Here is a 24,688-nt window from a genome sequence, read left to right as displayed (position 1 = left end):
TTCAGACGAGTCGAGGGAGCTCGCTCTGCGTGGTGGCCACGGGTGCCAGACGCGTGAGCTGGGTGACGTGCCGGGGTTCGAGTTCGCCGATGGAGGAGACGCCGAGCAGGCGCATGGTGCGCTCGATCTCGTCCCGCAGGATGGCGATGGCCCGGTCCACACCCTCGCGGCCGCCGGCCATCAGCCCGTACAGGTAGGCGCGGCCGATGAGGGTGAACTTCGCGCCGAGCGCCATGGAGGCGACGATGTCGGCTCCGTTCATGATGCCGGTATCGACCATGATCGTGGCGTCGCTGCCGACCTCACGGACCACCTGCGGGAGCAGGTGGAACGGGATGGGGGCACGGTCGAGCTGGCGGCCGCCGTGGTTGGACAGGATGATCCCGTCCACGCCCATCCCGACGAGGCGGACGGAGTCCTCGACGTTCTGCACGCCCTTGATGACGATTTTCCCGGGCCACAGATCGCGGATGATGGCGAGGTCGTCGTAGCTGATCGTGGGATCCATCGCGGCGTTCAGCAGGTCTCCCACCGTCCCGCCGGTGTCGGTCAGGGACGCGAACTCCAGCTTCGGGGTGGTCAGGAAGTCGATCCACCACCAGGGCCGCGGCACCGCGTTGAGGACGGTGCCGATGGACAGCTGCGGCGGGATGGAGAATCCGTTGCGCTTGTCCCTCAGGCGGGCGCCGGCCACGGGCGTGTCGACCGTGAACATGAGCGTGTCGAAGCCGGCCTCGCCCGCCCGGCGGACGAGCTCGTAGGAGATCTCGCGCTGCCGCATGACGTACAGCTGGAACCAGTTGCGCCCGTGGGGGTTGGCCGTCTTCACGCCCTCGATCGAGGTCGTGCCGAGGGTCGAGAGGGTGAAGGGGATCCCGGCGGCGGCAGCAGCCCCTGCACCGGCGGTCTCGCCCTCGGTCTGCATGAGCCGGGTGAAGCCTGTGGGGGCGATGCCGAAGGGCAGGGCACTCGGTCCGCCGAGGATCTCGACCGAGGTGTCGACGTGCTCGGCGGGACGGAGGATCGACGGGTGGAACTCGATGTCCTCGAACGCCTGCCGCGCACGGCTCAGCGACAGCTCGCCCTCGGCGGCGCCGTCGGTGTAGTCGAAGGCGGCCTTGGGGGTGCGGCGCTTGGCGATCGTGCGCAGGTCCGCGATCGTGAGCGCCGAGTCGAGGCGCCGCTTCTTCCCGTTGAGTTCGATCTTCTTGAACTGCATCAGCTCGAGCATCTCCGCGGGCACGGGGAGTTGGCGCTTGGTCACTGGATGATCCTTTCGACTGCTGGAACTGTGCTGAGGCTGGAGGGACGGCTCGGTTCGTAGGGCACGGGCGTGACGCCCGCGACGACGAGCTGCCGGAGCTCCCGGAGGCCGCCGTCGAGCCGGCCGCCCCACCTCGCCTGGATGAGGATGTTGCCGAGTGCCGTGGCTTCGACCGGACCCGCCAGGACCCGCCGGCCGGCGGCGTCAGCCGTCAGCTGGCAGAGCAGTGCGTTCTGCGAACCGCCCCCGACGATGTGGATGACCTCGGCGGTCGTCCCCGTGAGCCTCTCGGCGTCGGCGATGGTCCGTGCGTACCCGTGGGCGAGACTGTCGAGGATACAGCGGACGATCGCGGCCCGCTCGGTGGACAGGGCGAGCCCCGTGCGGGCGACGGCGGACACGATGCGCGCGGGCATGCTGTCCGGGGGGATGAACGAGGGGTCGTCCGGGTTGATGGTGGGTCCGCCCGCCGGCAGGGCCGCGGCGGCCGCCAGCAGGGCGGCGAGGTCCGGCTCCGGCCCCTCGATGCTCCACTGCCGCAGGCATTCCTGCAGCAGCCAGAGGCCGCCGGTGTTGCGGAGGTACCTGATGGTCCCGTCCACGCCGCGCTCGTTGGTGAAGTTCGCGGCGCGGCTCTCCTCGGTGAGGATGGGCGCGTCGAGCTCGACGCCGACGAGCGACCACGTCCCCGAGGAGATGTAGGCGAAGGAGGCCGACGTCGCGGGGACCGCCGCGACGGCCGACGCGGTGTCGTGCGAGCCCACGGCCACGACCGCCGTCGCCTCCGCCAGGCCCGTGGCCCGCGCGATCCCGGGCAGCAGCCGCCCGACGACGGCGCCCGGCTCGACGAGCGGCGGGAACAGCTCGGGGGACAGGCCGAGCGGACCGAAGAGATCGACCGCCCAGGTGCCGGTGGCGGCGTCGAGCAGTCCCGTGGTGGAGGCGTTCGTGGCCTCCGTGCGGCGCTCGCCGGTGAGCCGGTAGGCGAGCAGGTCGGGGATGAGCAGCGCCTGCACGCCGTCCAGCGAGCGCTCCGCAGCCAGCTGGTAGACGGTGTTGAAGGGCAGGAACTGCAGCCCCGTCCGCGCGTAGAGCCGCTCCCGGGGTACGGCCCGATGCACGTCGTCGATCACCGCCTCGGTGCGCCCGTCCCGGTAGCTGAACGGCAGGTGGCGGAGCGTGCCGGCGTCATCGACCAGCCCGTAGTCCACCGCCCAGGTGTCGATCCCGATGCTCGCGATCGTCTCACCCGTTCGGGCCGCGGCCTCGCCTGCCAGGCGGAGACCGGCCAGCACCCCGGCGAACAGGGCCTCGACGTCCCAGCGCAGGGCGCCGCCGAGGAACTGCACCCCGTTGGGGAAGCGGTGCACGGTCGTCAGCTCCGGGCCGGCGTCGGTGAGCCTCCCGAGGATCACGCGCCCGGAGGACGCCCCGATGTCGACGGCCGCGAACACCGCCGGACCACCCGCGGTCGAGCCACCGGCCATGTCAGCGCAGGAACGCGGCAGCGACGCCCGCGTCCACGGGGATGTGCAGGCCGGTGGTGTGCGAGAGCTCGGCGGAGGTCAGGACCGCCACCGCGTTGGCGACGTTCTCCGGCAGCACCTCGCGCTTGAGCAGGGTCCGCTGCGCGTAGTACTCGCCCAGCTTGTCCTCCTCCACGCCGTAGACCGCTGCCCGCTTGGCGCCCCAGCCGCCGGCGAAGATGCCGGAACCGCGGACCACGCCGTCGGGGTTGATGCCGTTGACGCGGACGCCGTAGCCACCGAGTTCGGCGGCGAGGAGGCGGACCTGGTGCGCCTGGTCCGCCTTCGTGGCGCTGTAGGCGATGTTGTTCGGGCCGGCGAACACGGAGTTCTTCGAGGAGATGTAGATGATGTCCCCGCCCATGTCCTGCTCGATCAGCACCTTCGCGGCGGCCTGCGACATGAGGAAGGAGCCCTTCGCCATGACGTTGTGCTGCAGGTCCCAGTCCTTCTCGGTGGTCTCCAGGAGCGGCTTCGAGATGGACAGCCCGGCGTTGTTGACCACGAGGTCCAGGCCGCCGAAGGCGAGGACGGCGGCCTTCACGGCCTCCAGCACCTGCGCCGGGTCCGTCACGTCCGCCTGGACGCCGATCGCGACGTCCGGACCACCGAGTTCCTCGGCGACCGTGGTGGCGCTGTCGATGTTGAGGTCGGCGATGACCACGCAGGCGCCTTCCGCGGCGAGCCGCGTGGCGATGGCCTTGCCGATGCCCGACGCCGCCCCGGTCACCAGGGCGATGCGCCCGGCATGGGACTTCGGCTTCGGCATGCGGGCGAGCTTGGCCTCCTCGAGGGCCCAGTACTCGATGCGGAACTTCTCCGCCTCGTCGATGGGGGAGTAGGTGGAGATGGCCTCGGCACCGCGCATCACGTTGATCGCGTTGAGGTAGAACTCACCGGCGACCCGGGCTGTCTGCTTGTTGGCGCCGAAGGAGAACATGCCGACGCCGGGCACCAGCACGATCGCGGGATCCGCGCCGCGCATGGCGGGGGAGTCCGGCGTGGCATGCCGGTCGTAGTAGGCGGCGTAGTCCGCGCGGTACTCGGTGTGCAGTTCGCGCAGGCGCAGCAGGCAGCTCTCGACGTCGGCGCCGGCCGGGAGGTCGAGGATCAGCGGCTTGACCTTGGTGCGGAGGAAGTGGTCGGGGCAGCTCGTGCCGAGCGCCCCCAGCCGGGGGTGGTTCGCCGACGCGAGGAAGTCCAGGACGCGGGGGTCGTCGGTGAAGTGGCCCACCTGCGCCCTGTCCGTGGAGACGAGCCCTCGGATGGTCGGGGCGAGGGCGGCGGCCTTCGCGCGGCGATCTGCCTCGGGCAGCGCGGCGTAGCCCTCGAGGGCCGGTCCGAAGGGCTCCGGCCGGCCGTGCTCGGCGATGTACCGCTCGGCCGTCTCGATGATCTCCAGGGAGTTCGCCTCGGCCTCCGCGGAGGTCTCACCCCACGCGGTGATGCCGTGGCCGCCGAGGATCGTGCCGATGGCCTCGGGGTTCGCGGCCTTGATCGCGGCGATGTCGAGCCCGAGCTGGAAACCGGGACGACGCCAGGGCACCCAGACGACCTTCGACCCGAAGATGGTGGAGGTGAGCGCCTCACCGTCCGCGGCCGTCGCGACAGCGATGCCCGAGTCGGGGTGGAGGTGGTCCACATGGGCTGCGTCGACGAGGCCGTGCATGGCCGTGTCGATGGAGGGTGCCGCCCCGCCCTTGCCGTGCAGGGTGTAGTCGAACGCGGCGACCATCTCGTCCTCGCGCTCCACGCCCGGGTAGACGCTCTGGAGGGCGCGCATGCGGTCGAGGCGGAGGACCGCGAGTCCTGACTCCTTTAGCGTCCCGAGGTCACCGCCGGAGCCCTTGACCCAGAGCAGCTCGACGTCCTCGCCGGTCACCGGGTCGACCCCCCTGCCCTTTGCCGAGGTGTTGCCGCCGGCGTAGTTCGTGTTCCGCTTGTCGGCGCCCAGCCGGTTGGAGCGCTCGATGAGCTCACCGACCGTGGGGTTGGTCGAGGTGGTCATGGGTCCCGTCGTCGTCGTCACTGTCATGCTCCCCATCCGGCCTGCTGGCCGCCCTGTCGTTCGGTGTTGATCCTGTCCTGGTAGCCGGTCTCCCGGTAGGCCGCCATCGGGTCGGCGGGCAGGCCCTTCGACTCGCGCCACTGCGCCAGGGCGGGCCGCACATCCGTGTAGAAGGCGTCCATCAGGATGGCGTTGGCGCCCAGGACGTCGCCGGACTGCTGCGCCGCGGTGAGCGCGGGGCGGTCGACGAGCAGCGCGCGCGCCGTCATCTCCTGCACGTTCAGCACCGAGCGGATCTGGCCGGGGATCTTCTCCTCGAGGTTGTGGCACTGGTCCAGCATCAGCGCGATCCCGCTCGACGGGTCGAGGCCTCCGCCGCGGACCACCTCGGCCATGATGCGGAAGAGCTGGAACGGGTCGGCGGCCCCCACGATGAGGTCGTCGTCGGCGTAGAAGCGCGAGTTGAAGTCGAAGGAGCCGAGCTTCCCGAGGCGGATGAGCTGCGCCACGATGAACTCGATGTTGGTCCCCGGGGCGTGGTGGCCGGTGTCGAGGCAGACGAGCGCCTTCTCGCCGAGCTGCAGGCAGTGCGCGTAGGAGGTGCCCCAGTCGGGGACGTCCGTGTGGTAGAACGCCGGCTCGAAGAACTTGTACTCGAGCACGAGCCGCTGGTCCTCGCCGAGGCGGTCGTAGACCTTCCGCAGCGAGTCCTGGAGCCAGTCCTGACGGGAGCGCATGTCCGCCTGGCCGGGGTAGTTCGAGCCGTCGGCGAGCCAGATCTTCAGGTCCCGGGAACCGGTGACGTTCATGACCTCGATGCACTCGTACATGTGGTCGATCGCCTTGTTCCGCACGGCGGCGTCGCTGTGGGTCAGGCTGCCGAACTTGTAGTCGTCGTCCTGGAAGGTGTTGCTGTTGATGGTGCCCAGCCGCACGCCGTGGTCAGCCGCGTGGGAGGCCAGGATCCCGTAGTCGTCCACCTTGTCCCAGGGGATGTGCAGTGCGACGCTCGGGGCGAGACCGGTCAGCTTGTTGACCATGCCCGCGTCGGCGATCTTCTCCTCGACGGTGCGGGGAGTGCCGGGGGTAGCGAACACCTTGAAGCGTGTTCCGGAATTGCCGTAGGCCCAGGAGGGAACCTCGATGGCGAGCTGATCCAGCTCCGCAGCGATGTCGTCGATGACAGTCATGTACTCTCTCCAGCGTCGGAAGGGTGAGCGGCCGCTGCATGCTCCGTGGCACCGCGGGCGGCGAATATTCGGGTGTCGTCACCTGCCCGGAACGGGCCGGGAGGGGACGAAAGGATCGTCGTGCTTTTGAATCGTTTCATTAGCACGTTTCAAAGTTATCCTTGCTCCAGACCGAGTGTCAACAGTCCTGCGGGTCCGGCCGAACCACGGCCGGACCCGAGCGTCGAGGTAGTCGAGGGAACCATGGAGAGCCGACCCGTCAGCATCAAGGACGTCGCCGACCGGGCAGGGGTGGCGGTGGGCACGGTGTCCAACGTGCTGAACCATCCCGCACGCGTCTCGTCCGTCACCCGTGAGCGTGTCCAGGGCGCGATCGACGCGCTCGGCTTCGTGCGGAACGACGCCGCCCGGCAGCTCCGGGCGGGCCAGAGCCGCACCATCGGGCTCGTCGTGCTCGACGTCGGCAACCCGTTCTTCTCCTCCCTCGCCCGCGCCGCGGAGGACTGCGCGGCCGAGAACGGCAGCACCGTGGTGCTCGGCGACAGCGGCCAGGACGCCGATCGCGAGGCCCGCTACATCGACGTCTTCGAGCAACAGCGCGTCCAGGGCATGCTCATCTCCCCGGTCGGCGATGTAGGGCCCCGCGTCGAGGCCCTGCGCACGCGCGGGATGCCGGTGGTGCTGGTGGACCGCACCGATGCGCAGCGGCGCTGCAGCTCGGTGTCCGTGGATGACGTCGCCGGAGGCTACATGGCGGTACGCCACCTCCTGGACGCGGGGCGGCGGCGCATCGTGTTCGTGGGGACCCGGGCCGACTACCGCCAGGTGGCCGATCGGCTCGCCGGCGCGCGCCAGGCGGTCGAGGAGCACGACGGCGCGGTCCTCGAGGTCGTCGAGGCCGAGGCCATGACGGTCCTCGCCGGCCGCGACGTCGGCGACGGGATCGCCCAGCGACCCAGGGGGGAACTGCCCGACGGCGTCTTCTGCGCCAACGACCTCCTCGCGATCGGCGTCATGCAGGCCGTGCTGATGATCCACGGCCTGCGGATCCCCGAGGACATCGCCCTCATCGGGTATGACGACATCGACTTCTCGGCCTCCGCGGTGGTCCCGCTGTCGAGCGTCCGCAAGCCGACCACGCTCATGGGGAGAACCGCCGTGGAGCTCCTCCTCGAGGAGATCGAGGGCCCAGCATCGCGGCGCCGCCAGGTCATCTTCGACCCGGAGCTCGTGGAGCGCGGCAGCACCCGGGCGGTGGTCGGCGCCGTCGGCTGACTCCGCGGCACCCGAGGTCACAGGTCGGTCTCGGGCTGTTGACGGTGATGTGGGTCACGCCTACTATTCGAGGTGAACCGATGCTCTGAAACGATTCATTTTTCCTGAGGAGTCGCAGTGACGCACTTCGACGGTGGCAGCGAAGCCACCGATCCGACCGCTCCGGAGCGGGCCTCGGTCCTGAGCCTCAGGGGAGCGCTGAAGACCTTCGGGCCTGTGGTGGCCCTCGCTGACGGCACCATCGACCTCGCCGCCGGTGAGATCCACGCGCTGGTCGGTGAGAACGGGGCGGGCAAGTCCACGCTCGTGAAGATCCTCGCCGGGGTGCACCAGCCCGACGCCGGTGAGTTCCTCGTGGCGGGGCGGGCCGTCAGCTTCCGCAACGTCGCCGACAGCAAGGCCGCCGGCATCTCGGTCATCTACCAGGAACCCACCCTCTTCCCCGATCTCACGGTGGCCGAGAACATCTTCATCGGGCGCCAGCCGAAGGGCCGCTTCGGCCTCATCAGCCGCCTCGAGATGCGCCGGCGCGCCAAGGAGCTGTTCGACCAGCTCGGCGTCCCGATCGACCCGGACCGCGTGGCGGAAGGCCTGTCCATCGCCGACCAGCAGATCATCGAGATCGCCAAGGCCATCTCCCTGGACGCCCGCGTGCTGGTCATGGACGAGCCCACGGCGGCGCTCAGCGGCGTCGAGGTGGAGCGCCTGTTCGCCGTCGCCCGCCGCCTGCGCGACGCCGGCAGCGGCATCCTCTTCATCTCCCACCGCTTCGACGAGGTCTTCGGACTGTGCGACCGCATCACCGTCATGCGCGACGGCACCTACATCGCCACGCACGAGACGGATGCGACGTCGGTCGAGGCGATCGTCCGCGAGATGGTGGGCCGCGACATCGACGCCCTGTTCCCCAAGACCGAGACGCAGGCGGGTGAGGTCGTCCTGCGTGTCCGCGGACTGACCCGGCCCGGTGTCTTCCACGACATCGACTTCGAGGTGCGCGCAGGCGAGATCGTGGCACTCTCGGGCCTCGTGGGGGCCGGGCGCACCGAGGTGGCCCGGGCGGTCTTCGGCATCGACCGCTACGAGTCGGGCACCGTCGAGATGTCCGGGCGGCCGCTGCGGCACAGGGACCCCCGCGCCGCGATCGACGCCGGGATCGGCTTCGTCCCGGAGGACCGGCGCAAGCAAGGACTCGTCATGGACCTGTCCGTCGAGCGCAACACCGCCCTGACGCTCCGGCACTCGCTCGCACGCTTCGGCGTGATCAGCGCCCGCGCCGAGCGTGCGGCCGCCGAGACGTGGGGCAGGCGCCTGCAGGTGAAGGCCGGTTCGCCCGAGCACGCCGTCTCCACCCTGTCCGGTGGCAACCAGCAGAAGGTGGTCCTCGCGAAATGGCTCGCGACGGATCCGAAGCTGCTCATCGTCGACGAACCCACCCGCGGGATCGACGTCGGCACGAAGGCGGAGGTGCACCGGCTCCTGTCCGAGCTCGCCGGGCGGGGGATCGCGATCCTCATGATCTCCTCCGAGCTCCCCGAGGTGCTGGGCATGGCCGACCGCGTGCTGGTCATGCGCGAGGGCCGGATCACCGGCCACCTCGACCGGTCCGAGGCCACCGCCGAGACCGTCATGCACGCAGCCACCGCATCCCTGGAGTCCTCGCGATGAGCCTCGACCGCACGGTAGGCGCGGCTCCCGCGCACCCCACCCCCGGGCACTCCCGTCCTTCGGCGCTCGCCTCCTTCCTCAGGCTCCGCGAACTCCCGGTGATCCTCGCCCTCGTGATCCTCGTGGCGGTGACCGCGGCCCTCAACCCGCTGTTCCTCAGCGAGCAGGGCATCAAGGACCTCCTGCTCAACGCGACCATCCTGATGATCCTCGCCGTCGGCCAGACCCTCGTGATCATCACCCGGAACATCGACCTGTCGGTGGGTTCCATCCTCGGACTCGTGGCCTTCGGCACCGGCAGCATCTTCGTGGCCGCCCCGAACCTGCCGATCATCGCGGTGTTCGTGCTCGGCATGCTGTTCGGCGCGGTGCTCGGAGCCCTGAACGGCCTGCTGATCACCATCGCGAAGGTCCCGGCCCTCGTCATCACGCTCGGCACCCTGTACATCTTCCGCGGCATCAACAACGCCTGGGCGGGCGGGACCCAGTACTTCGCCGGCGACCGCCCCGAGGCGTTCGGCAACCTGTCCGTGGACACGATCCTCGGGTTCCCCGTGATCACCCTGATCGCCGTCGTCGTCGTCGCGATCGTCGCGGTGTACATGCTCGGGACCAGACCCGGCCGCGACCTCTACGCCATCGGCTCCGACCCCGACGCCGCCCGGCTCTTCGGCATCCCCGTCACCCGCCGGGTCCTCCTCGCCTTCGTGGTGAACGGCCTGCTGGCCGGCCTGGCGGGCGTGCTGTACGCCAGCCGCTTCAACTCGGTGGGCGCGACGACGGGCTCCGGACTGGAGCTCGACGTCGTCGCCGCGGCCGTGGTGGGCGGGGTCGCGATCTTCGGCGGCAGCGGCACCGTGGTGGGCGCCACGATCGGCGCCCTCCTGCTGACCACCATCACCAGCGCCCTGACGGCCCTGCGGGTGGACAAGTTCTGGCAGCAGGCCATCGTGGGCATCCTCATCCTCGCGGCCGTGGTCATCGACCGCATCGCCAGCGTGCGGTCGGCCCGCAAGCTGCGCATAGCGGAGGCCCGCAATGTCTGATCCGTCGCGTTCCCGGACCGCCGTCGATCCCGAGCAGGGCCCGACGGAGAAACCAGTGAGAGGCAAGCGCATGGCCGCCCCAGGTACGAGGACCTCCGAGGAGAAGAGCACGCGCCGGCCCGCCGCGGGGAAGGCGGACACCACCAAGGTGCTCGCCGTCCCCAAGGGCCGGACGGGCGCCGCGCGGGTCCTGCTCGGACGCGACGCGATCATGATCTACGTGCTCGTCGTCGTCGTGCTCTACGCGAGCATCGCCATCCCGCGCTTCGCCTCGCCCGTCACCGTCGGCTTCCTGCTCCTGGACGTGATCCCCACGCTGCTCATCGCCCTGCCGATGACGCTCGTGATCATCTCCGGCGAGATCGACCTCTCGGTGGCGAGCATCGCCGGGCTCACCAGCGCCCTCATGGGCGTCCTCTGGCAGGGCGGCATGCCGATCGCGCTCGTCCTGGTGATCTGCGTCCTCGCGGGCCTCGTGGCCGGCGCGTTCAACGGGGTGCTCATCGCCTATCTCGGTCTGCCGTCCCTCGCCGTCACGATCGGCACGCTCGCCCTGTTCCGCGGCCTCGCCCTCGTGGTGATCGGCGACAACGCGGTGGCGAACTTCCCGCCCGGGCTCACGTCGTTCTTCACCTCGAAGATCGGCGGCACGGGGATCCCCACGGTGATGATCGGCGTGGTGGTGCTGATCATCGCGTTCGCCGTCGTCCTGCACTTCACGCCGTTCGGCCGAGGGCTCTTCGCCCTCGGATACAGCAGGGAGGCCGCGACCTTCGTGGGCATCGACGTGGCCCGCTCCAAGTTCGTGCTCTACCTGGCCACCGGGACCGTCTCGGCGCTCGCCGGCATCTACTGGACGCTCCGCTACTCGAGCGCCCGCAGCGACAACGCGAGCGGACTCGAGCTGGCGGTCATCGCCGCCGTGCTGCTGGGCGGCGTCTCGATCTTCGGCGGCAAGGGGTCCATCCCGGGCGTGCTCGCCGGTGTGCTGCTGATCGGCACCATCAACTACGCGCTCAAACTGGACCGCGTCTCCGAGGTGGTCCTCATCATCGTGACGGGGTCCCTTCTCATCCTCTCCGTGGTGGCGCCGAACATCGCCGCCGCCGTCCAGCGGGCACGCCATGCCAGGCAGGTCCGCGCAGCACCACTTCCCTAGGCCGTCCCCCTGGGGTTGCACCCGGCGTCTGGTTCCCAGCGCCCTTCGAAAGGAAAAACGATGAGGTCTATTCATTCCGGATCCACCCGGCGCCGGGCGGCGTTCGCGGCTCTCGCGACGAGCGCCGCGCTGGTCCTCAGTGCCTGCGGTGGCGGTGCGGCCACCGAGGGTGGCGGCGGCACGGAAGGCGGCAGCGGGTCGGACGGCGAGCAGACGATCACGTTCATCCCCAAGCAGCTCAACAACCCCTACACCGACGTGGTGCTGGGCGGCGGTGAGGACGGCGCGACGGAGGCCGGGTTCGTCTCCTCGGAGGTGGTCGGCCCGCTGGATGCCAGCGCCTCCAGCCAGGTGTCCTTCATCAACGCCGAGACGCAGCGCGGCACCAACGTGATCGTGATCGCCGCCAACGATCCCGACGCCGTCGGGCCCGCCCTCGAGGAGGCCCGCACCGCGGGTGCCAAGATCGTCGCGTTCGACTCCGACACCAACCCCGATTACCGCGACCTCTTCGTCAGCCAGGTCAACGCCAAGGACGTGGCCCTGATCCAGCTCGAGCTCATCTCGGAGCAGATCGGCGGCGAGGGCGAGATCGCGATCCTCTCGGCCACCGCCAACGCCACCAACCAGAACGAATGGATCAAGTTCATGGAGGAGGAGCTCGCCGCCAACCCCGACTACGCGAACATCGAGCTCGTGGCGAAGGTGTACGGCGACGACGACGACACCAAGTCCTTTCAGGAGGCCCAGGGCCTGCTGCAGGCCTACCCGGACCTCAAGGGCATCATCTCGCCGACGACGGTGGGCATCGCCGCGACGGCGCGGTACCTCTCCACGTCGGAGTACAAGGGCAAGGTGGCGCTGACCGGGCTCGGACTGCCGAACGAGATGCGGCCGTTCGTCAAGGACGGCACGGTCTCCGAGTTCGCCCTCTGGGACCCGGCACAGCTCGGCTACGTGGCGGCCTTCGCGGGCAAGGCGCTGGCCGACGGCTCGATCACCGGCGAGGTCGGCGACTCCTTCGAGGCCGGTGAGCTCGGCGAGCGCGAGGTCGGCGAGGGCGGGATCGTGCTGGTGGGCCCGCCGACCGTGTTCAACGCGGAGAACATCGACGACTACGACTTCTAGTCGCACGGGCGGGGCGCTCCTTCCGGGCGCCCCGCCCTCGTCCGTCCCCCTGCCCCCGTCCCGCCCGTCCCAGGAGCACCCATGACCAGCGACTTCCCGGTCTCGTCCTCCGCCCCGCTCGCGCTGTCCGGACTGCTCGAGCCGATCCGCCGCCGTCCTACCCGGCTCGGGCTCGTCTCGGGCGGGCTCGGCGCGTACTGGCCGCAGTTCCCTGATCTCCTGCCGCAGCTGCAGGAATCGGCCCGCTACGTCACCGATCGGTTCACCGCGCTCGACGCCGAAGTGACCGACGTCGGCTTCGTCTCCGACGCCCGCGAGGCGGCGGTGGCCGCCGAGCAGCTGAGGCGCGCGGACTGCGACCTGATCGTCATCTTCCTCACCACCTACCTGACGTCGTCGATGGTGCTGCCGATCGCGCAGCGCTCGCAGACCCCGGTCCTCGTGATCGACCTGCAGCCCACCGAGGCCATGGACCACGCCAATTTCGACACCGGCAAGTGGCTCGCGTACTGCGGCCAGTGCCCGGTGCCCGAGGTCGCGAACGTCTTCAGGCGCGCCGGCATCCCGTTCCGGTCGGTGTCCGGGTACCTCACGCAGGAGTCCGCGTGGGAGCGCATCGACCAGTGGGTCCACGCGGCAGCGGTGCGCGGCAGGCTGCGGCACGCCCGCCACGGGCTCATGGGGCACGTGTACCCGGGCATGCTCGACGTCTCCACCGACTCCACCACCGTCTCGACGACGTTCGGCTCGCACGTGGAGGTGGTCGAGTTCGACGACCTGCGCGAGTTCGTCGGTGAGGTGACGGACGGGCAGGTCCGCGAGCGCATGGCGTTGGCCCGCAGCCTCTTCACCGTGGACGTGTCGGTGGACGACGACGACTTCGCGTGGGGCGCGAAGGTCTCGGTGGGGCTCGACCGGCTCGTCACGGAGTTCGACCTCGACTCCCTCGCCTACTACCACCGCGGCCTCGCGGGGGAGCAGCACGAACGCCTCGGGGCGGGAATGATCCTCGGTGCCTCGATCCTCACCGCGCGTGGCGTCCCCATGGCGGGCGAGTACGAACTGCGGACCTCCATCGCCATGCTGGCGGCGCAGGCCATGGGTGCCGGCGGCTCCTTCACGGAGATCCAGGCGCTCAACTTCTTCGACAACGTGGTGGAGATGGGCCACGACGGACCGGCCCATCTCGCGGTCAGCGCCGCCGACCCCCTGCTGCGCGGGCTCGGGGTCTACCACGGCAAGCGCGGCTGGGGCGTCTCGGTGGAGTTCGACGTGCGCCACGGGCCCGTCACCACGTTCGGAATCGGCCAGGACCCGGACGGCTCCTACGTCTTCGTGACCTCCGAGGGCACCGTGGTGCCCGGCCCGCTGCTCGCGATCGGCAACACGACCTCCCGCGTGGACTTCGGCGGGGACCCCGGACTGTGGGTGGACGAGTGGAGCCGGACGGGCATCGGCCACCACTGGGCGCTGTGCGTGGGCCACCGCGCAGGCGACGTCCGGGCTGCGGCGTCCCTCCTCGGCGTCGAGCACCGCCACGTGACCCTCTGACTTTTCTCGACCGACGTAGAACGGAGATCCATGGAACGCGTGTGCTTCCAGCTGCAGGTCCGCCCCGAGCGGATCCCCGAGTACCGCGAACGCCACGCGGCCATCTGGCCGGACATGGCACGGGCCCTGAAGGACACCGGGTGGAACAACTACTCGCTGTTCCTGCGCCCGGACGGGCTGCTGATCGGGTACGTGGAGTGCGAGGACTTCGCCGCCTCCCAGGCCGCCATGGCGGGTACCGAGGTCAACGCGCGGTGGCAGGCGGAGATGTCCCCGTTCTTCGTGGCGCTGGAGGGCCGGCCGGACGAGGGCTTCATGCGGCTCGAGGAGGTCTTCCACCTCGAGGACCAGCTGTAGGGCTCCCCTTCACCTGATCGGCGTCGCGCCCCCGGGGCCATCCACCGCGGCGGTGCGGCCGCTTCAGGGGTCCAGCGCAGGGGCGGCGGGGAAACGGGCGTCGTCACCGGTCCCTGCCGATCCCGACACGTAGTCTTCGCAGTGATGGGGCGAGGCCGTGAGCTTCGATGCGTGCGGGCTGCCGGCGGCAAGGCGTGGGTGAGCCTGCGTCCGGATGGCATCCAGCACCTGCAGTGGGTGGAGGGATCCGTGGTCTCCGGCCACGACGCGGCCCATGGCCTCACGACGAGGTCCTCTCCGGAGGGGCCCGGACGGCGGTGCACCCGACCGGCTGCTTCACCTCCGAGGACGAGGCAGTCGCCTGGATTGCACGGCACATAGCGGCGCTCACGACATCACCGCGGCACGAGTCATCCTGGGAAGCCGCCACTGTCCGCCGCCCGACCCACCCTGCCTTCTGTCTCCGCATGCGTGCAGCGGACTCATGCCGTTGCAGCGGCGTCCGGCATCCCGCGGCGCGGTGACGTCGACAGTACCTCCTATTGCTATGTACCGGTACCTAGTGTTACGTTGTAGCGGTACCAAGCGACACTGAGTAGCTGGAGGGGCACCATGAGCAAGCAGGCGACGGAGATGCTCAAGGGCACCCTCGAAGGGATCGTCCTGGCCATCCTGGCCGGCCGGTCGGCCTACGGGTACGAGATCACCACGTGGCTCCGGGATCAGGGGTTCACGGACATCGCGGAGGGGACCATCTACGCGCTCCTCATCCGCATCGAACAGCGGGGACTCGTGGACGTGGAGAAGGTCCCGTCCGAGAAGGGCCCGCCGCGGAAGGTGTACTCGCTCAACGCACAGGGGCAGGAATACCTCAATGAGTTCTGGAGGACCTGGAGCTTCCTCTCGGACCGGCTCGAACAGCTCCGCGACGAAGGGGCATGACCATGTGGCTAGAGAAGATCGTAGGGGACCTCGGCGACAAGAAGCGCTACAGGGAGTACAGGGAACGCGTCCGGCAGCTGCCCGAGGGCTACCGTGAGGTCGCACTCGCACTCGAGCGCTATCTCCTGAACCTCGGCCCGAGCGGCAACGGGGAGAGCCTCATCGCGATGCTCACCGATCTCGCGGACCTGCTCGAGCAGAGCGTCGCGGCGGGAACACCGATCCGGGACGTCGTCGGCGCGGACCCGGCGGAGTTCGCCGATTCGTTCATGGAGAACTACGACGGCGGGAGCTGGATCCGCAAGGAACGGAACCGCCTCGCCAGGGCCATCGACGAGGCGGAGCGGGGAGGCGCGCGATGAGCACGCCGGCCACGGCCATCGAGGTGCGGGGCCTCGAGAAGTCGTACAGGGAGGTCCACGTGTTGCGCGGGGTCGATTTCGCCGTCGCACGCGGCAGTATCTTCGCGCTGCTCGGCTCCAACGGCGCCGGCAAGACCACCGTGGTGAAGATCCTGTCCACGCTGCTCTCTGCGGACGCCGGGAGCGCCGGCGTCAACGGCTTCGACGTCGCCGCGCAGGCGGCCGAGGTCCGGGAGTCGATCAGCCTCACCGGACAGTTCGCGGCCGTCGACGAAGTGCTCAGCGGACGCGAGAACCTCGTGCTCGTCGCGAAGCTGCGGCACCTGAAGGACCCGGGCACGATCGCCGACGACCTGCTGCAGCGCTTCGCGCTGACCGAGGCGGGTAGCCGCAAGGCGGCGACCTACTCGGGCGGCATGCGCCGCCGCCTGGACATCGCCATGAGCCTGATCGGCCGCCCGCCGGTCATCTTCCTCGACGAGCCGACCACGGGCCTCGACCCCGAGGCGAGGCTCGAGGTGTGGCGGGCGGTCCGTGAGCTGGCCGGGCAGGGCACCACGGTGCTGCTGACCACCCAGTACCTCGACGAGGCCGAGCACCTCGCCGACCGCATCGCGGTCCTGCACGAGGGCCGGATCATCGCCGATGGCACACTCGCCGACCTCAGGCAGCTCCTTCCACCCGCCCGCATCGAGTACGTCGAGAAGCAGCCCACCCTCGAGGACGTGTTCCTCGCGATCACCGGCACCGCAGGCACCGCGGCGGACCAGCGGACCCGGAAGGACTCCTGATGAGCACGCACTTCGTCGGTGACACCGCAGCCCTGACCGGCAGGTCCCTGCGCCACATCACCCGCAGCATGGACACGATCGTGACGACGGCGATCATGCCCGTGGCGATCATGCTCCTGTTCGTCTACGTGCTGGGAGGGGCGATCGACACCGGGTCCACCTCCTACGTGAACTACCTGCTGCCCGGTGTCCTGCTCATCACGATCGCCTCCGGCGTCGCGTACACCGCCTACCGGCTGTTCCTCGACCTGCAGAGCGGGATCTTCGAGCGCTTTCAGTCCATGCCCATCGCCCGCTCCAGCATGCTGTGGGCGCACGTCCTCACCTCGCTCGCCGCGAATCTCGTGTCGCTGGCGATCGTCATCGGCGTCGCGCTCCTCCTGGGCTTCCGCTCGTCGGCCGGTCTCGGCGCCTGGCTCGGGGTCGCGGGCATGCTGGTGCTCTTCACCCTGGCCCTGACCTGGATGGCGGTGATAGCGGGCCTGTCCGCCAAGACCGTCGACGGCGCGAGCGCGTTCTCCTACCCACTGATCTTCCTCCCGTTCGTCAGTTCGGCCTTCGCCCCCACGGACTCCATGCCCGGACCGGTGCGCTGGTTCGCGGAGAACCAGCCGGTCACCTCGATCGTCGACACCATCCGGAACCTGCTCGCACAGCAGCCGGTGAGCAGCGACATCTGGACCGCCCTGGCATGGACCCTCGGCCTCCTGGTCCTGGCCTACGCCGCGGCGACCATCACCTACCGGCGCAGGACCGCCTGAACCCGGGCTGTCGTCGGGGCGCTCATCGGCCCCGGAACCGGGGTCGAGCCTCGGGGACTGCTCTGCTCTGAGCAGAGCGGTCCCCCATCCGGCGTCGACGGGACTACAGTTCGACTGCATGGGCGAGATCCTGTACTTCCCGACACCTGCAACGACCGCACGACGGCGGGACACCCCGCCGCGGGAGCAGCACAGGCCGGCCGGGCCTCCGGAAGCCGTCGGACGGGGACGCGAACCGCTCCTGCGCGAGGCGTACGGCGACGTGCTGCGGGAGCTCCGCCAGAACCGCGGTGAGCGGCTGACGGATGTGGCAACCCGCGCGGCCATCTCGCCGCAGTACCTCTCGGAGATCGAACGCGGACGCAAGGACGCCTCCTCGGAGATCCTCGCGGCCGTCGCCCGGTCGCTCGGCGTCACAGTACGGACGCTCAGCTCGCATGCCACGACGCGGATGGCGCAGGGCGGCTCGCCCCGGGTGAACCTCGCCGCCTGACCCCGCCCGCACCGCGAGCCGCCTGAGCCGCCCCTACGCCAGCAGCTCCGTCTTCCGGTACTCGACCACGTGGTCGACCACCCCGTAGAGCACCGCCTGTCCGGCGTCGAGGACGAGGTTCCGGTCCGTGTCCTGCCTGATGTCCTCCACGGTCCTGCCCGTGTGGCGGGCCAGGAGCTCGTCGAGCAGGGCCTTGATCCGCTCCACCTCGTCGGCCTCGAGGATCAGGTCCGGGATGGTGCCCCGTCCCGTCTCGATGGTCGGCTGGTGCAGCACCACACGCCCCCGCGGCAGGATCGAGCGGGCACCGTGCTCACCACCGGCGAGCAGCACCGCCGCGGTGAAGGTCGCCTGCCCGATGCACGTGGTGCGGACCGGCGGAGTGACGTACTGCATCGCGTCGTACACGGCCAGCATCGCGCTGATGGACCCGCCCGGTGAGTTGATGTACAGGTCGATCGGCAGCGACGCGCTCACGGACTCCAGGTGGAGCAGCTGCGCGATGAGCGCGTTGGCCACGCCGTCGTCCAGTGGCGTACCGAGGTAGATGATCCGCTCGGACAGCAGGGTGCTGTAGATGTCGAGGGTCTGCTGCGACCCGTTGCCGTGCCGCACCGTGACGTAGGGGATGGTGTAGGCGCTCATCGCACGGCCCCCAGACTGACGGCCGGGCGGCGGCCGGGCCGGATGTCGTCGAGATGGTCGATGATCCGGTCCACGAACCCGTAGTCGCGGGCCTGCGCCGCCGTGAACCACCGGTCGCGCTGCGAGTCGGCGGTGATCCGGGCCTCCGGCTGTCCGGTGTCCGCGGCGATGAGCCCGAGCACGGTGTCCCGCGTGTGGCGGAGGTCCTCGGCCTGGATGGCGATGTCCATCGCGGTCCCGCCGATCCCTCCGGATCCCTGATGGAGCAGGACACGCGCGTGCGGCAGGGCGAACCGCTTGCCGTGCGTGCCGGCGCTCAGGAGGAACTGCCCGGCGCTCAGCGCGAGGCCCAGCACCACGGTGGAGACGTCGTTCGGGATGAGGCGCATGACGTCGCGGATGGCGAGCATCGCGGGCACCGAACCGCCGGGGGAGTTGATCCACAGGCTGATGTCGCGCTGCGGGTCCTCGGCGGAGAGCAGCATCAGCTGCGTGCACAGCCGGTTGCCACCCTCCTGGTCCAGCTCGGTGCCGAGCAGCAGGATCCGGTGGCCCATGAGTTGCTGGGTCAGGGTGTCGTCGAGGGATGTGGGTCTGCGTTCTTCAGTCATGACCCCACCCTCGTCCCGGTGTCCTGCCCGGACAATGGCGCGCTGCCGAGGGCGGATCTGCTGCCGGCTGCTGACGACCCGAGGGAAACCGGGGGCCTCCCGCTCGGCGGTCGGGCAGGAGTACAGTGTCGCCACCACGTTCAGAGGAATCACCAGCGGACCAGAGCCCGGGAGGCGATGTGGACTACGTCATCGTCGACGCTCATCCCCTGTCCATCGACGAGGTCCTGTCCGTCGTGGCCGGCGCGGAGGTGAGGATCGGCGACGCCGCACGGGCGCGGATCGCCGCCGGCCGCGCACTGATCGACGAGGCGCTGGCATCGGGGACGTCCATCTACGGCCTCACCACGAACGTCGGTCATGGCAAGGACCAGCAGATCCGCCACGAGGAACGCGAACGGCAGCAGCACATGCTGGTGGCCACGCATGGAGGCGCGTTCGGTCCGCCGCTCGCACCGGACATCGTCCGCGCGGCGATGATCGTGCGCGTCAACGGCATGGCGCGGGGCGGCTCCGGGGCCGGTCTCGCGGCAGCCGAGACCCTGGTGTCCATGCTCAACGCAGGAGTCCATCCGGTCCTGCCCTCGACGGGGTCCGTCGGGGCTGCGGACGTCGGCCATATGGCAGGCATCGCGCAGGTGGCCGTGGGGACCGGCACGGCGGAGTACGACGGCGAGACCCTCCCGGGCGGGGAGGCGCTCCACCGTGCGGGGATCCCCCCGCTCCGGCTCAACGGGAAGGACGGCCTCGCGCTGATCTCCTCCAACGGGGTCTCCATCGGGCATGGTGCCCTCGTGACCGCCCAGGTCGCGCGGATCGCCGATGCCGCCGACGAGGCCGCAGCCCTGTCCCTCGAGGCGACGGGCGGCAATCCGTCCATCGTGCTGCCGGCCGTCGGCCGTGCCAAACCCTACCGCGGGCAGATCGCTGCTGCGGCGCACATCCTGGACCTCCTGCAGGGCGGCGCGCTGATGGACGCCACGGGACCACGGTCCGTCCAGGACCCGCTCTCGTTCCGGGTGGTCCCGCAGGTCCACGGCGCTCTGCGGGAATTCCTCGGCACCACCCAGCGGGCCGTGGACGTGGAGCTGAACTCCGCGAGCGACAACCCCCTGGCCGACGTCGACACCGGTACCGTGATCAGCAACGGCAATTTCCACCCGATGGTCATGGCGGTGTCCTTCGACGCCCTGCGCGTGGCCCTCGTCCATGTAGGGCAGCTCAGCGAACGGCGCATGAGCCACCTGTGGGACGCGGTCATGGACGTCCTGGACCACGGCGCTCCACCGCTGCCGATGGGCCCGGCGTCCCTGCCGGGCATCCAGCTCCGGTACGCGGCGTCGGCCTCCTTCACGGCCCTCAGGCAGTCGGCCGCTCCCGCGACGCTGGACTCGACCGTCCTGGACCGGGGCATCGAGGATCACGCCACGGGCGCGGTCCTGACGGTCAGGAGGACCGAGGAAGCCGTCGGACTCCTCGCGGACCTCCTCGCGGTCGAGGTGCTGCTGGCGGTCGACCTGCTCGACCTGTCGATTCCCACCCGCCTCGGCGTCGGGGCCACCCGGGCGGCGGAACTGGCCCACGGCTCGGCCGTGGGAGCTGCATCAGCGGCGGAGGTCCACCGCAGGCTGAGGGAGAGCATCCCGGCGCATCAGTAACTCCCCGGTGCGCCGTCGTCGGAGGCCGGGATGAACGCGGCGGCCAGGGCCTCGGAGCCGCGGGCGAGGAGGGCGACGTCGGCGCCGACCAGGATGAAGGACGCCCCGCCGTCGAGGTAGTGGCGCGCCGTCGTGGGGTTGAAGGCGTTGACGCCGGACGGCTTTCCGGACCGGGCGGCTGCAGCGAGGCAGTGCTCGACGGCGGCGCGGATCTGCGGGTGTTCCTGCTGGCCGAGCAGTCCCATGGACGCGGCGAGGTCGGAGGGGCCGACGAAGATCGCGTCGACACCGTCGACCGCGAGGATGCCCTCCACCGCCTCGACGGCTGCCGTCGACTCGATCTGCACGGTGACACTGATCGTCGCGGACGCACCCATCAGGTACTCGGGGACACGGTTCCAGCGGGCGGCGCGCGCCAGGGCGGAACCGACGCCGCGGACACCTCCGGGCGGGTAGCGGGTGGCAGCGACGGCGGCCTCGGCGTCCGCGACGGAGTTGACCATCGGAATCAGGAGGTTCTGGACGCCCAGGTCCAGGTACTGCTTGATGAGCACGGTGTCATTGACGGGCGGCCGGACGAGCGTGTGCACCGGGTAGCCGTGGACGGCCTGCAGTTGGGCGAGGATCGACTCGAGGCCGTTGGGGCTGTGCTCCGCGTCGACGAGCAACCAGTCCAGTCCGGCGCCGGCGCAGATCTCGGCGACGAGCGGGCTGCCCGAGCAGACCCACATGCCGGCGAGCGGCCGGTCGGCGGCGGCCAGTGCGCCGGCGAAGGTGGGGCCTAGGCGAAGCGGCATGTCACAGCTCCCAGGGGTCCGTAGTCGGCGTGCACGGTATCGCCCTTCTCCACCCAGAGCGGGCGCGTGAAGGACCCGGCGAGGATGATCTCGCCCGCCGTCAGCCCGTCACCGTGGGCGGCGATCTTGTTGGCCAACCAGTGCACACCGGCGGCCGGGTGATCCAGGACCCCCGCGGCCACCCCGGTTTCCTCCACCACCTGGTTCTTGTAGAGGATCGCGGAGACCCAGCGGAGGTCGACGGCGTCGGGCCGTACGGGCCTGCCGCCGACCACCATGGCGCCCATGGCGGCGTTGTCGGAGATGGTGTCCACGATGGTGCGGCCCTCCATCTCGATGCGCGAGTCGAGGATCTCCAGGGCCGGCACCACGTAGTCGGTGGCGTTGAGGACGTCGAAGATCGTGCAGCCGGGCCCGGCGAGGTCGTTCTTCAGCACGAACGCGAGCTCCACCTCGACCCGCGGCTTCGTGTAGCGCTCCCACGCCACGGAGCAGCCGGTCTCGAGGACCATGTCGTCGAAGATCGCCCCGTAGTCCGGCTCGGTGATGCCCGTGGCCGCCTGCATCGCCCTGCTGGTCAGCCCGATCTTCCGGCCCACGAGCGTGCGGCCGGCGTCCTCGTTGCGCTGCCGCCAAAGCCGCTGCACGGCGTAGGAGTCCTCCACCGTCATGTCGGGGTAGCGGGCGGTCAGCAGCGGCACCGGCGTGCGTGTACGGGCGGCGTCGAGCAGTTCGTCGGCGATGGCACTGATGGCCTGGGGATCGAGCATCGGCGTCCTTTCCGTCGGTGGGGGACTGGTCAGAGTTGGGAGCCGAGCTTGAAGCCCTCGGCAGGGGTGCCGCCGTCATCCCTGCGCGTGTAGGAGAAACCGTCCGCGCCGACCGTGACCGCCATCTCGCTCCTGTCCTCGCGTTCGACGACGGGCTGCGGATTGCCGTCGAGATCGAGCACGAGGGACGCCTCCGAGTACCAGGACGGGACGACGGCGTTGCCCCACCAGTCGCGGCGCTGGTTGTCATGGACGTCCCAGGTGATGGTGGGGTTGTCCGGGTCGCCCGTGTAGTAGTCCTGGCAGTAGATCTCGATGCGGTGACCGTCGGGGTCCAGGATGTACAGGTAGAACGCGTTGGAGACGCCGTGCCGGCCGGGTCCGCGCTCGATGCGGTCGCTGATCCGCAGGGCGCCCATCTTGTCGCAGATCTGGATGATGTTGTGCTTCTCGTGGGTGGCGAACGCGACGTGGTGCATGCGGGGACCGTTGCCGCCGGTCAGGGCGGTGTCGTGCACGGTCTGCTTGCGGTGCATCCACACGGCATAGGTGACGCCGTCGGAGTCCTGGATGTCCTCGGAGACGCGGAAACCGAGGTCCTCCAGGTAGGCACGTCCCCGCGGCACATCGGGGGTGACCTGGTTGAAGTGGTCCAGGCGTACCAGCTCGCCGGCCGAGTAGAGGTCGTAGCGCTGGGTGAGGCGCTCCACGTGCTCGACGTCGTAGAAGAACTCGTACGGGAAGCCCAGCGGGTCCTCGACGCGGACCGAGTCGCCCACGCCCCTGGTGAAGCCGTCCCGGCGCCGCTCCGTGCGGCAGCCGAGCTCGCGGTAGTACGCCTCGGCGGCGTCGACCTCGGCGGGTGACTTCACGCGGTACGCGAAGGCGGCGACGGCGGCGACCGGTCCTTTTCGCAGCACGAGGTTGTGGTGGATGAACTCCTCGAGCGAGCGGAGGTAGATGGTGTTCTCGTCTTCCTCGGTGACGTGCAGGCCGAGGACGTCGACGTAGAACTCACGGGACGTCGCGAGGTCGGTGACCACGATCTCCATGTACGCGCAGCGCACGATGTCCGGGGCGGGGACCGAGGGCGTGGGGATGGGGTTGGCCATGGGGAATCTCTCTTCGTCGAGCGGAAGGGTGGGTCAGCCTTCGTTGGCTGCGGAGTCGTCGATGCTGCCGAACTTCGGCGTGTGGACGGTGCCGAGGGTGATGTGCACGGCCTGCTGGTCGGTGTAGAAGTCGATGGAACGGTAGCCGCCCTCGTGGCCGAGCCCGGAGGCCTTGACACCGCCGAAGGGCGTGCGGAGGTCGCGGACGTTGTGGCTGTTCAGCCACACCATCCCGGCCTCGACGCTCTGGGCGAAGGTGTGGGCGCGGGTCAGGTCCTTCGTCCACACGTAGGCCGCGAGTCCGTAGCGGGTGTTGTTGGCCAGCTCCAGGGCCTCTTCGTCGGTGTCGAAGGGGGTGATGGCGACGACGGGGCCGAAGATCTCCTCCTGGAAGATCCGCGCATCGGGGGAGACATCCGCGAACACCGTGGGGGCGATGTAGTTGCCGTGCGGGAGGTGCTCCGGGCGTCCGCCGCCGGCGAGCAGGCGGCCCTCGGTCTTGCCGATCTCCACGTAGGAGGCGACCTTCTCGAAGTGCTCGGGGTGCACCAGAGCACCGACCTCTGTCTTGGGGTCGTGCGGGTCGCCGACCACGATGGTCCTCGCCCGCGCGGCGTACTTCTGGCAGAACTCCTCGTACACGGGACGCTCCACGAGGATGCGGGATCCCGCGGTGCAGCGCTCCCCATTGAGGGAGAACACCCCGAACAGGGCGGAATCGATCGCGGCGTCGATGTCGGCGTCCGCGAACACGACGCAGGGCGACTTCCCTCCGAGCTCCATCGAGAGTCCCTTGAGGTTGGCCGCCGCATTCCGGAAGATCGTCTGACCCGTGGTGGTCTCGCCCGTGAAGGAGATCAGGGGCACGTCGGGGTGCTTCACGAGAGCGTCCCCGGCTTCCTCCCCGAGCCCGTTGACGAGGTTGAACACGCCGTCGGGCAGCCCGGCGTCCTTGAAGATCTGCGCCCAGAGCGACGCGGAGAGGGGGGTGAACTCGGCGGGCTTGAGGACCACCGTGTTACCCGTGGCCAGGGCGGGGGCAAGTTTCCAGGACTCCAGCATGAAGGGCGTGTTCCACGGGGTGATGAGCCCGGCGACGCCGATGGGCTTGCGGTTCACGTAGTTGATCTGCGAACCGGGGACCTTCATCGCGTCGTCGAACTGCGCCACGATCAGGTCCGCGAAGAACCGGAAGTTCTCGGCCGCCCGCAACGCCTGGCCCTTCGCCTGGGTGATGGGCAGGCCCGTGTCGAACGTCTCCAGCTCGGCGAGCCGTGACTCCTGGGCCTCCACGGCATCGGCGATCCGGTTCAGCACCCGGGCACGCTCCCGGGGCTTCATCCGCGGCCACGGGCCGTTCGTGAACGCCTCGCGGGCGGCGGCGACGGCGAGGTCGATGTCCTCCTGCTGCCCGGCGGCCGCCGTGGCGTAGGGGGTGTTGGACACGGGGTCGAGGACGTCGAACGTGGCCCCGTTCACGGAGTCCACGAAACGGCCGCCGATGTAGTGCTGGATGGAGGAGGGCAGCCCCTCGGGGATGTACTGCTCGGTCGCGGTGCCGGTGGTGGTCATCG

The 24,688-nt window shown here is 69.9% G+C and carries 23 protein-coding genes; 13 read left to right on the top strand and 10 right to left on the bottom strand.

All coding sequences use genetic code 11. The annotated features are described in order from the left end of the window. Position 1: 1 nt before the first annotated feature. From CI785_RS09815 to rhaI, 4 genes are read right to left on the bottom strand one after another with little or no spacing between them, the layout of a single operon-like run. Entirely contained in the window at positions 2–1,264 is a 1,263-nt protein-coding gene (locus tag CI785_RS09815) for an alpha-hydroxy acid oxidase (protein ID WP_105031894.1), read from the bottom strand. Beyond that, the gene (locus CI785_RS09810) at positions 1,261–2,751 is read right to left on the bottom strand and encodes a rhamnulokinase (RefSeq protein ID WP_105031893.1); all 1,491 of its coding nucleotides are present in this window, start codon (positions 2,749–2,751) and stop codon (positions 1,261–1,263) included. The genes CI785_RS09815 and CI785_RS09810 overlap by 4 nt, the downstream gene beginning before the upstream one ends. A gap of 1 nt (position 2,752) precedes the next feature. Beyond that, a complete protein-coding gene (locus CI785_RS09805; protein ID WP_420808226.1) occupies positions 2,753–4,825 on the bottom strand; it encodes a bifunctional aldolase/short-chain dehydrogenase in 2,073 nt (690 codons plus the stop codon). Further along, positions 4,822–5,988 carry an L-rhamnose isomerase gene (gene rhaI / locus CI785_RS09800; protein WP_205753596.1) on the bottom strand — a complete coding sequence of 389 codons (1,167 nt, stop codon included), beginning with the start codon at positions 5,986–5,988 and terminating at the stop codon, positions 4,822–4,824. The genes CI785_RS09805 and rhaI overlap by 4 nt, the downstream gene beginning before the upstream one ends. A 243-nt stretch (positions 5,989–6,231) precedes the next feature. On the opposite strand from rhaI, the gene CI785_RS09795 reads away from it, so the two are divergent. From CI785_RS09795 to CI785_RS09735, 12 genes are all read left to right on the top strand, one after another. After that, on the top strand, positions 6,232–7,263 hold the full coding sequence (locus CI785_RS09795) for a LacI family DNA-binding transcriptional regulator (protein WP_105031892.1): 1,032 nt from the start codon (positions 6,232–6,234) through the stop codon (positions 7,261–7,263). A gap of 117 nt (positions 7,264–7,380) precedes the next feature. Next, a complete protein-coding gene (locus CI785_RS09790; protein WP_105031891.1) occupies positions 7,381–8,931 on the top strand; it encodes a sugar ABC transporter ATP-binding protein in 1,551 nt (516 codons plus the stop codon). Beyond that, complete coding sequence (locus tag CI785_RS09785) at positions 8,928–9,977, top strand: ABC transporter permease (protein ID WP_105031890.1); 1,050 nt, start codon at positions 8,928–8,930, stop codon at positions 9,975–9,977. Before CI785_RS09790 ends, CI785_RS09785 begins: the two co-directional genes overlap by 4 nt. Before the next feature lie 70 nt (positions 9,978–10,047). Continuing rightward, positions 10,048–11,136 (top strand): ABC transporter permease, encoded by a 1,089-nt coding sequence (locus tag CI785_RS09780; RefSeq protein ID WP_105031889.1) that lies wholly within the window; start codon positions 10,048–10,050, stop codon positions 11,134–11,136. Positions 11,137–11,196: 60 nt separating this feature from the next. Next, positions 11,197–12,264: a rhamnose ABC transporter substrate-binding protein gene (gene rhaS / locus CI785_RS09775; protein ID WP_105031888.1), complete on the top strand. Its 1,068-nt coding sequence runs from the start codon at positions 11,197–11,199 to the stop codon at positions 12,262–12,264. Between the two features lie 81 nt (positions 12,265–12,345). Beyond that, the gene (locus tag CI785_RS09770) at positions 12,346–13,815 is read left to right on the top strand and encodes an L-fucose/L-arabinose isomerase family protein (RefSeq protein ID WP_105031887.1); all 1,470 of its coding nucleotides are present in this window, start codon (positions 12,346–12,348) and stop codon (positions 13,813–13,815) included. Between the two features lie 30 nt (positions 13,816–13,845). Then, positions 13,846–14,172, top strand: coding sequence for an L-rhamnose mutarotase (locus CI785_RS09765; protein ID WP_105031886.1), 327 nt, complete (start codon positions 13,846–13,848; stop codon positions 14,170–14,172). A gap of 612 nt (positions 14,173–14,784) precedes the next feature. Next, positions 14,785–15,114: a PadR family transcriptional regulator gene (locus CI785_RS09755; protein ID WP_105031884.1), complete on the top strand. Its 330-nt coding sequence runs from the start codon at positions 14,785–14,787 to the stop codon at positions 15,112–15,114. Next, positions 15,111–15,476, top strand: a complete 366-nt coding sequence (locus CI785_RS09750; RefSeq protein WP_105031883.1) for a DUF1048 domain-containing protein — start codon at positions 15,111–15,113, stop codon at positions 15,474–15,476. The genes CI785_RS09755 and CI785_RS09750 overlap by 4 nt, the downstream gene beginning before the upstream one ends. Next, a complete protein-coding gene (locus tag CI785_RS09745) occupies positions 15,473–16,267 on the top strand; it encodes an ABC transporter ATP-binding protein (RefSeq protein ID WP_105031882.1) in 795 nt (264 codons plus the stop codon). The genes CI785_RS09750 and CI785_RS09745 overlap by 4 nt, the downstream gene beginning before the upstream one ends. Beyond that, positions 16,267–17,028 (top strand): ABC transporter permease, encoded by a 762-nt coding sequence (locus CI785_RS09740; protein WP_105031881.1) that lies wholly within the window; start codon positions 16,267–16,269, stop codon positions 17,026–17,028. Before CI785_RS09745 ends, CI785_RS09740 begins: the two co-directional genes overlap by 1 nt. A 118-nt stretch (positions 17,029–17,146) precedes the next feature. Further along, a complete protein-coding gene (locus CI785_RS09735; protein ID WP_105031880.1) occupies positions 17,147–17,521 on the top strand; it encodes a helix-turn-helix domain-containing protein in 375 nt (124 codons plus the stop codon). Between the two features lie 33 nt (positions 17,522–17,554). On the opposite strand, the gene CI785_RS09730 is transcribed toward CI785_RS09735, so the two are convergent. Beyond that, complete coding sequence (locus tag CI785_RS09730) at positions 17,555–18,166, bottom strand: ClpP family protease (protein WP_105031879.1); 612 nt, start codon at positions 18,164–18,166, stop codon at positions 17,555–17,557. Beyond that, positions 18,163–18,777, bottom strand: a complete 615-nt coding sequence (locus CI785_RS09725; protein WP_105031878.1) for a ClpP family protease — start codon at positions 18,775–18,777, stop codon at positions 18,163–18,165. Before CI785_RS09725 ends, CI785_RS09730 begins: the two co-directional genes overlap by 4 nt. A gap of 179 nt (positions 18,778–18,956) precedes the next feature. On the opposite strand from CI785_RS09725, the gene CI785_RS09720 reads away from it, so the two are divergent. Next, positions 18,957–20,435: an aromatic amino acid ammonia-lyase gene (locus tag CI785_RS09720; protein WP_157940223.1), complete on the top strand. Its 1,479-nt coding sequence runs from the start codon at positions 18,957–18,959 to the stop codon at positions 20,433–20,435. On the opposite strand, the gene CI785_RS09715 is transcribed toward CI785_RS09720, so the two are convergent. From CI785_RS09715 to hpaE, 4 genes are read right to left on the bottom strand one after another with little or no spacing between them, the layout of a single operon-like run. Further along, positions 20,429–21,232: an HpcH/HpaI aldolase family protein gene (locus CI785_RS09715; RefSeq protein WP_170068230.1), complete on the bottom strand. Its 804-nt coding sequence runs from the start codon at positions 21,230–21,232 to the stop codon at positions 20,429–20,431. The genes CI785_RS09720 and CI785_RS09715 overlap by 7 nt on opposite strands. Next, complete coding sequence (gene hpaH, locus CI785_RS09710; RefSeq protein WP_105031876.1) at positions 21,217–22,002, bottom strand: 2-oxo-hept-4-ene-1,7-dioate hydratase; 786 nt, start codon at positions 22,000–22,002, stop codon at positions 21,217–21,219. The genes CI785_RS09715 and hpaH overlap by 16 nt, the downstream gene beginning before the upstream one ends. A 29-nt stretch (positions 22,003–22,031) precedes the next feature. Beyond that, positions 22,032–23,114, bottom strand: coding sequence for a 3,4-dihydroxyphenylacetate 2,3-dioxygenase (gene hpaD, locus CI785_RS09705; RefSeq protein WP_105031875.1), 1,083 nt, complete (start codon positions 23,112–23,114; stop codon positions 22,032–22,034). A 33-nt stretch (positions 23,115–23,147) separates the two neighbouring features. Next, positions 23,148–24,686, bottom strand: a complete 1,539-nt coding sequence (gene hpaE / locus CI785_RS09700; RefSeq protein WP_105031874.1) for a 5-carboxymethyl-2-hydroxymuconate semialdehyde dehydrogenase — start codon at positions 24,684–24,686, stop codon at positions 23,148–23,150. Between the last annotated feature and the right edge of the window lie 2 nt (positions 24,687–24,688).

The sequence above is a fragment of the Arthrobacter ruber genome, assembly GCF_002954225.1.
Classification (GTDB): Bacteria; Actinomycetota; Actinomycetes; order Actinomycetales; family Micrococcaceae; genus Arthrobacter_D; species Arthrobacter_D ruber.
The sequence above is the reverse complement of the archived record's forward strand: the minus strand, read 5'-3'. Positions and strand labels throughout refer to the sequence as shown.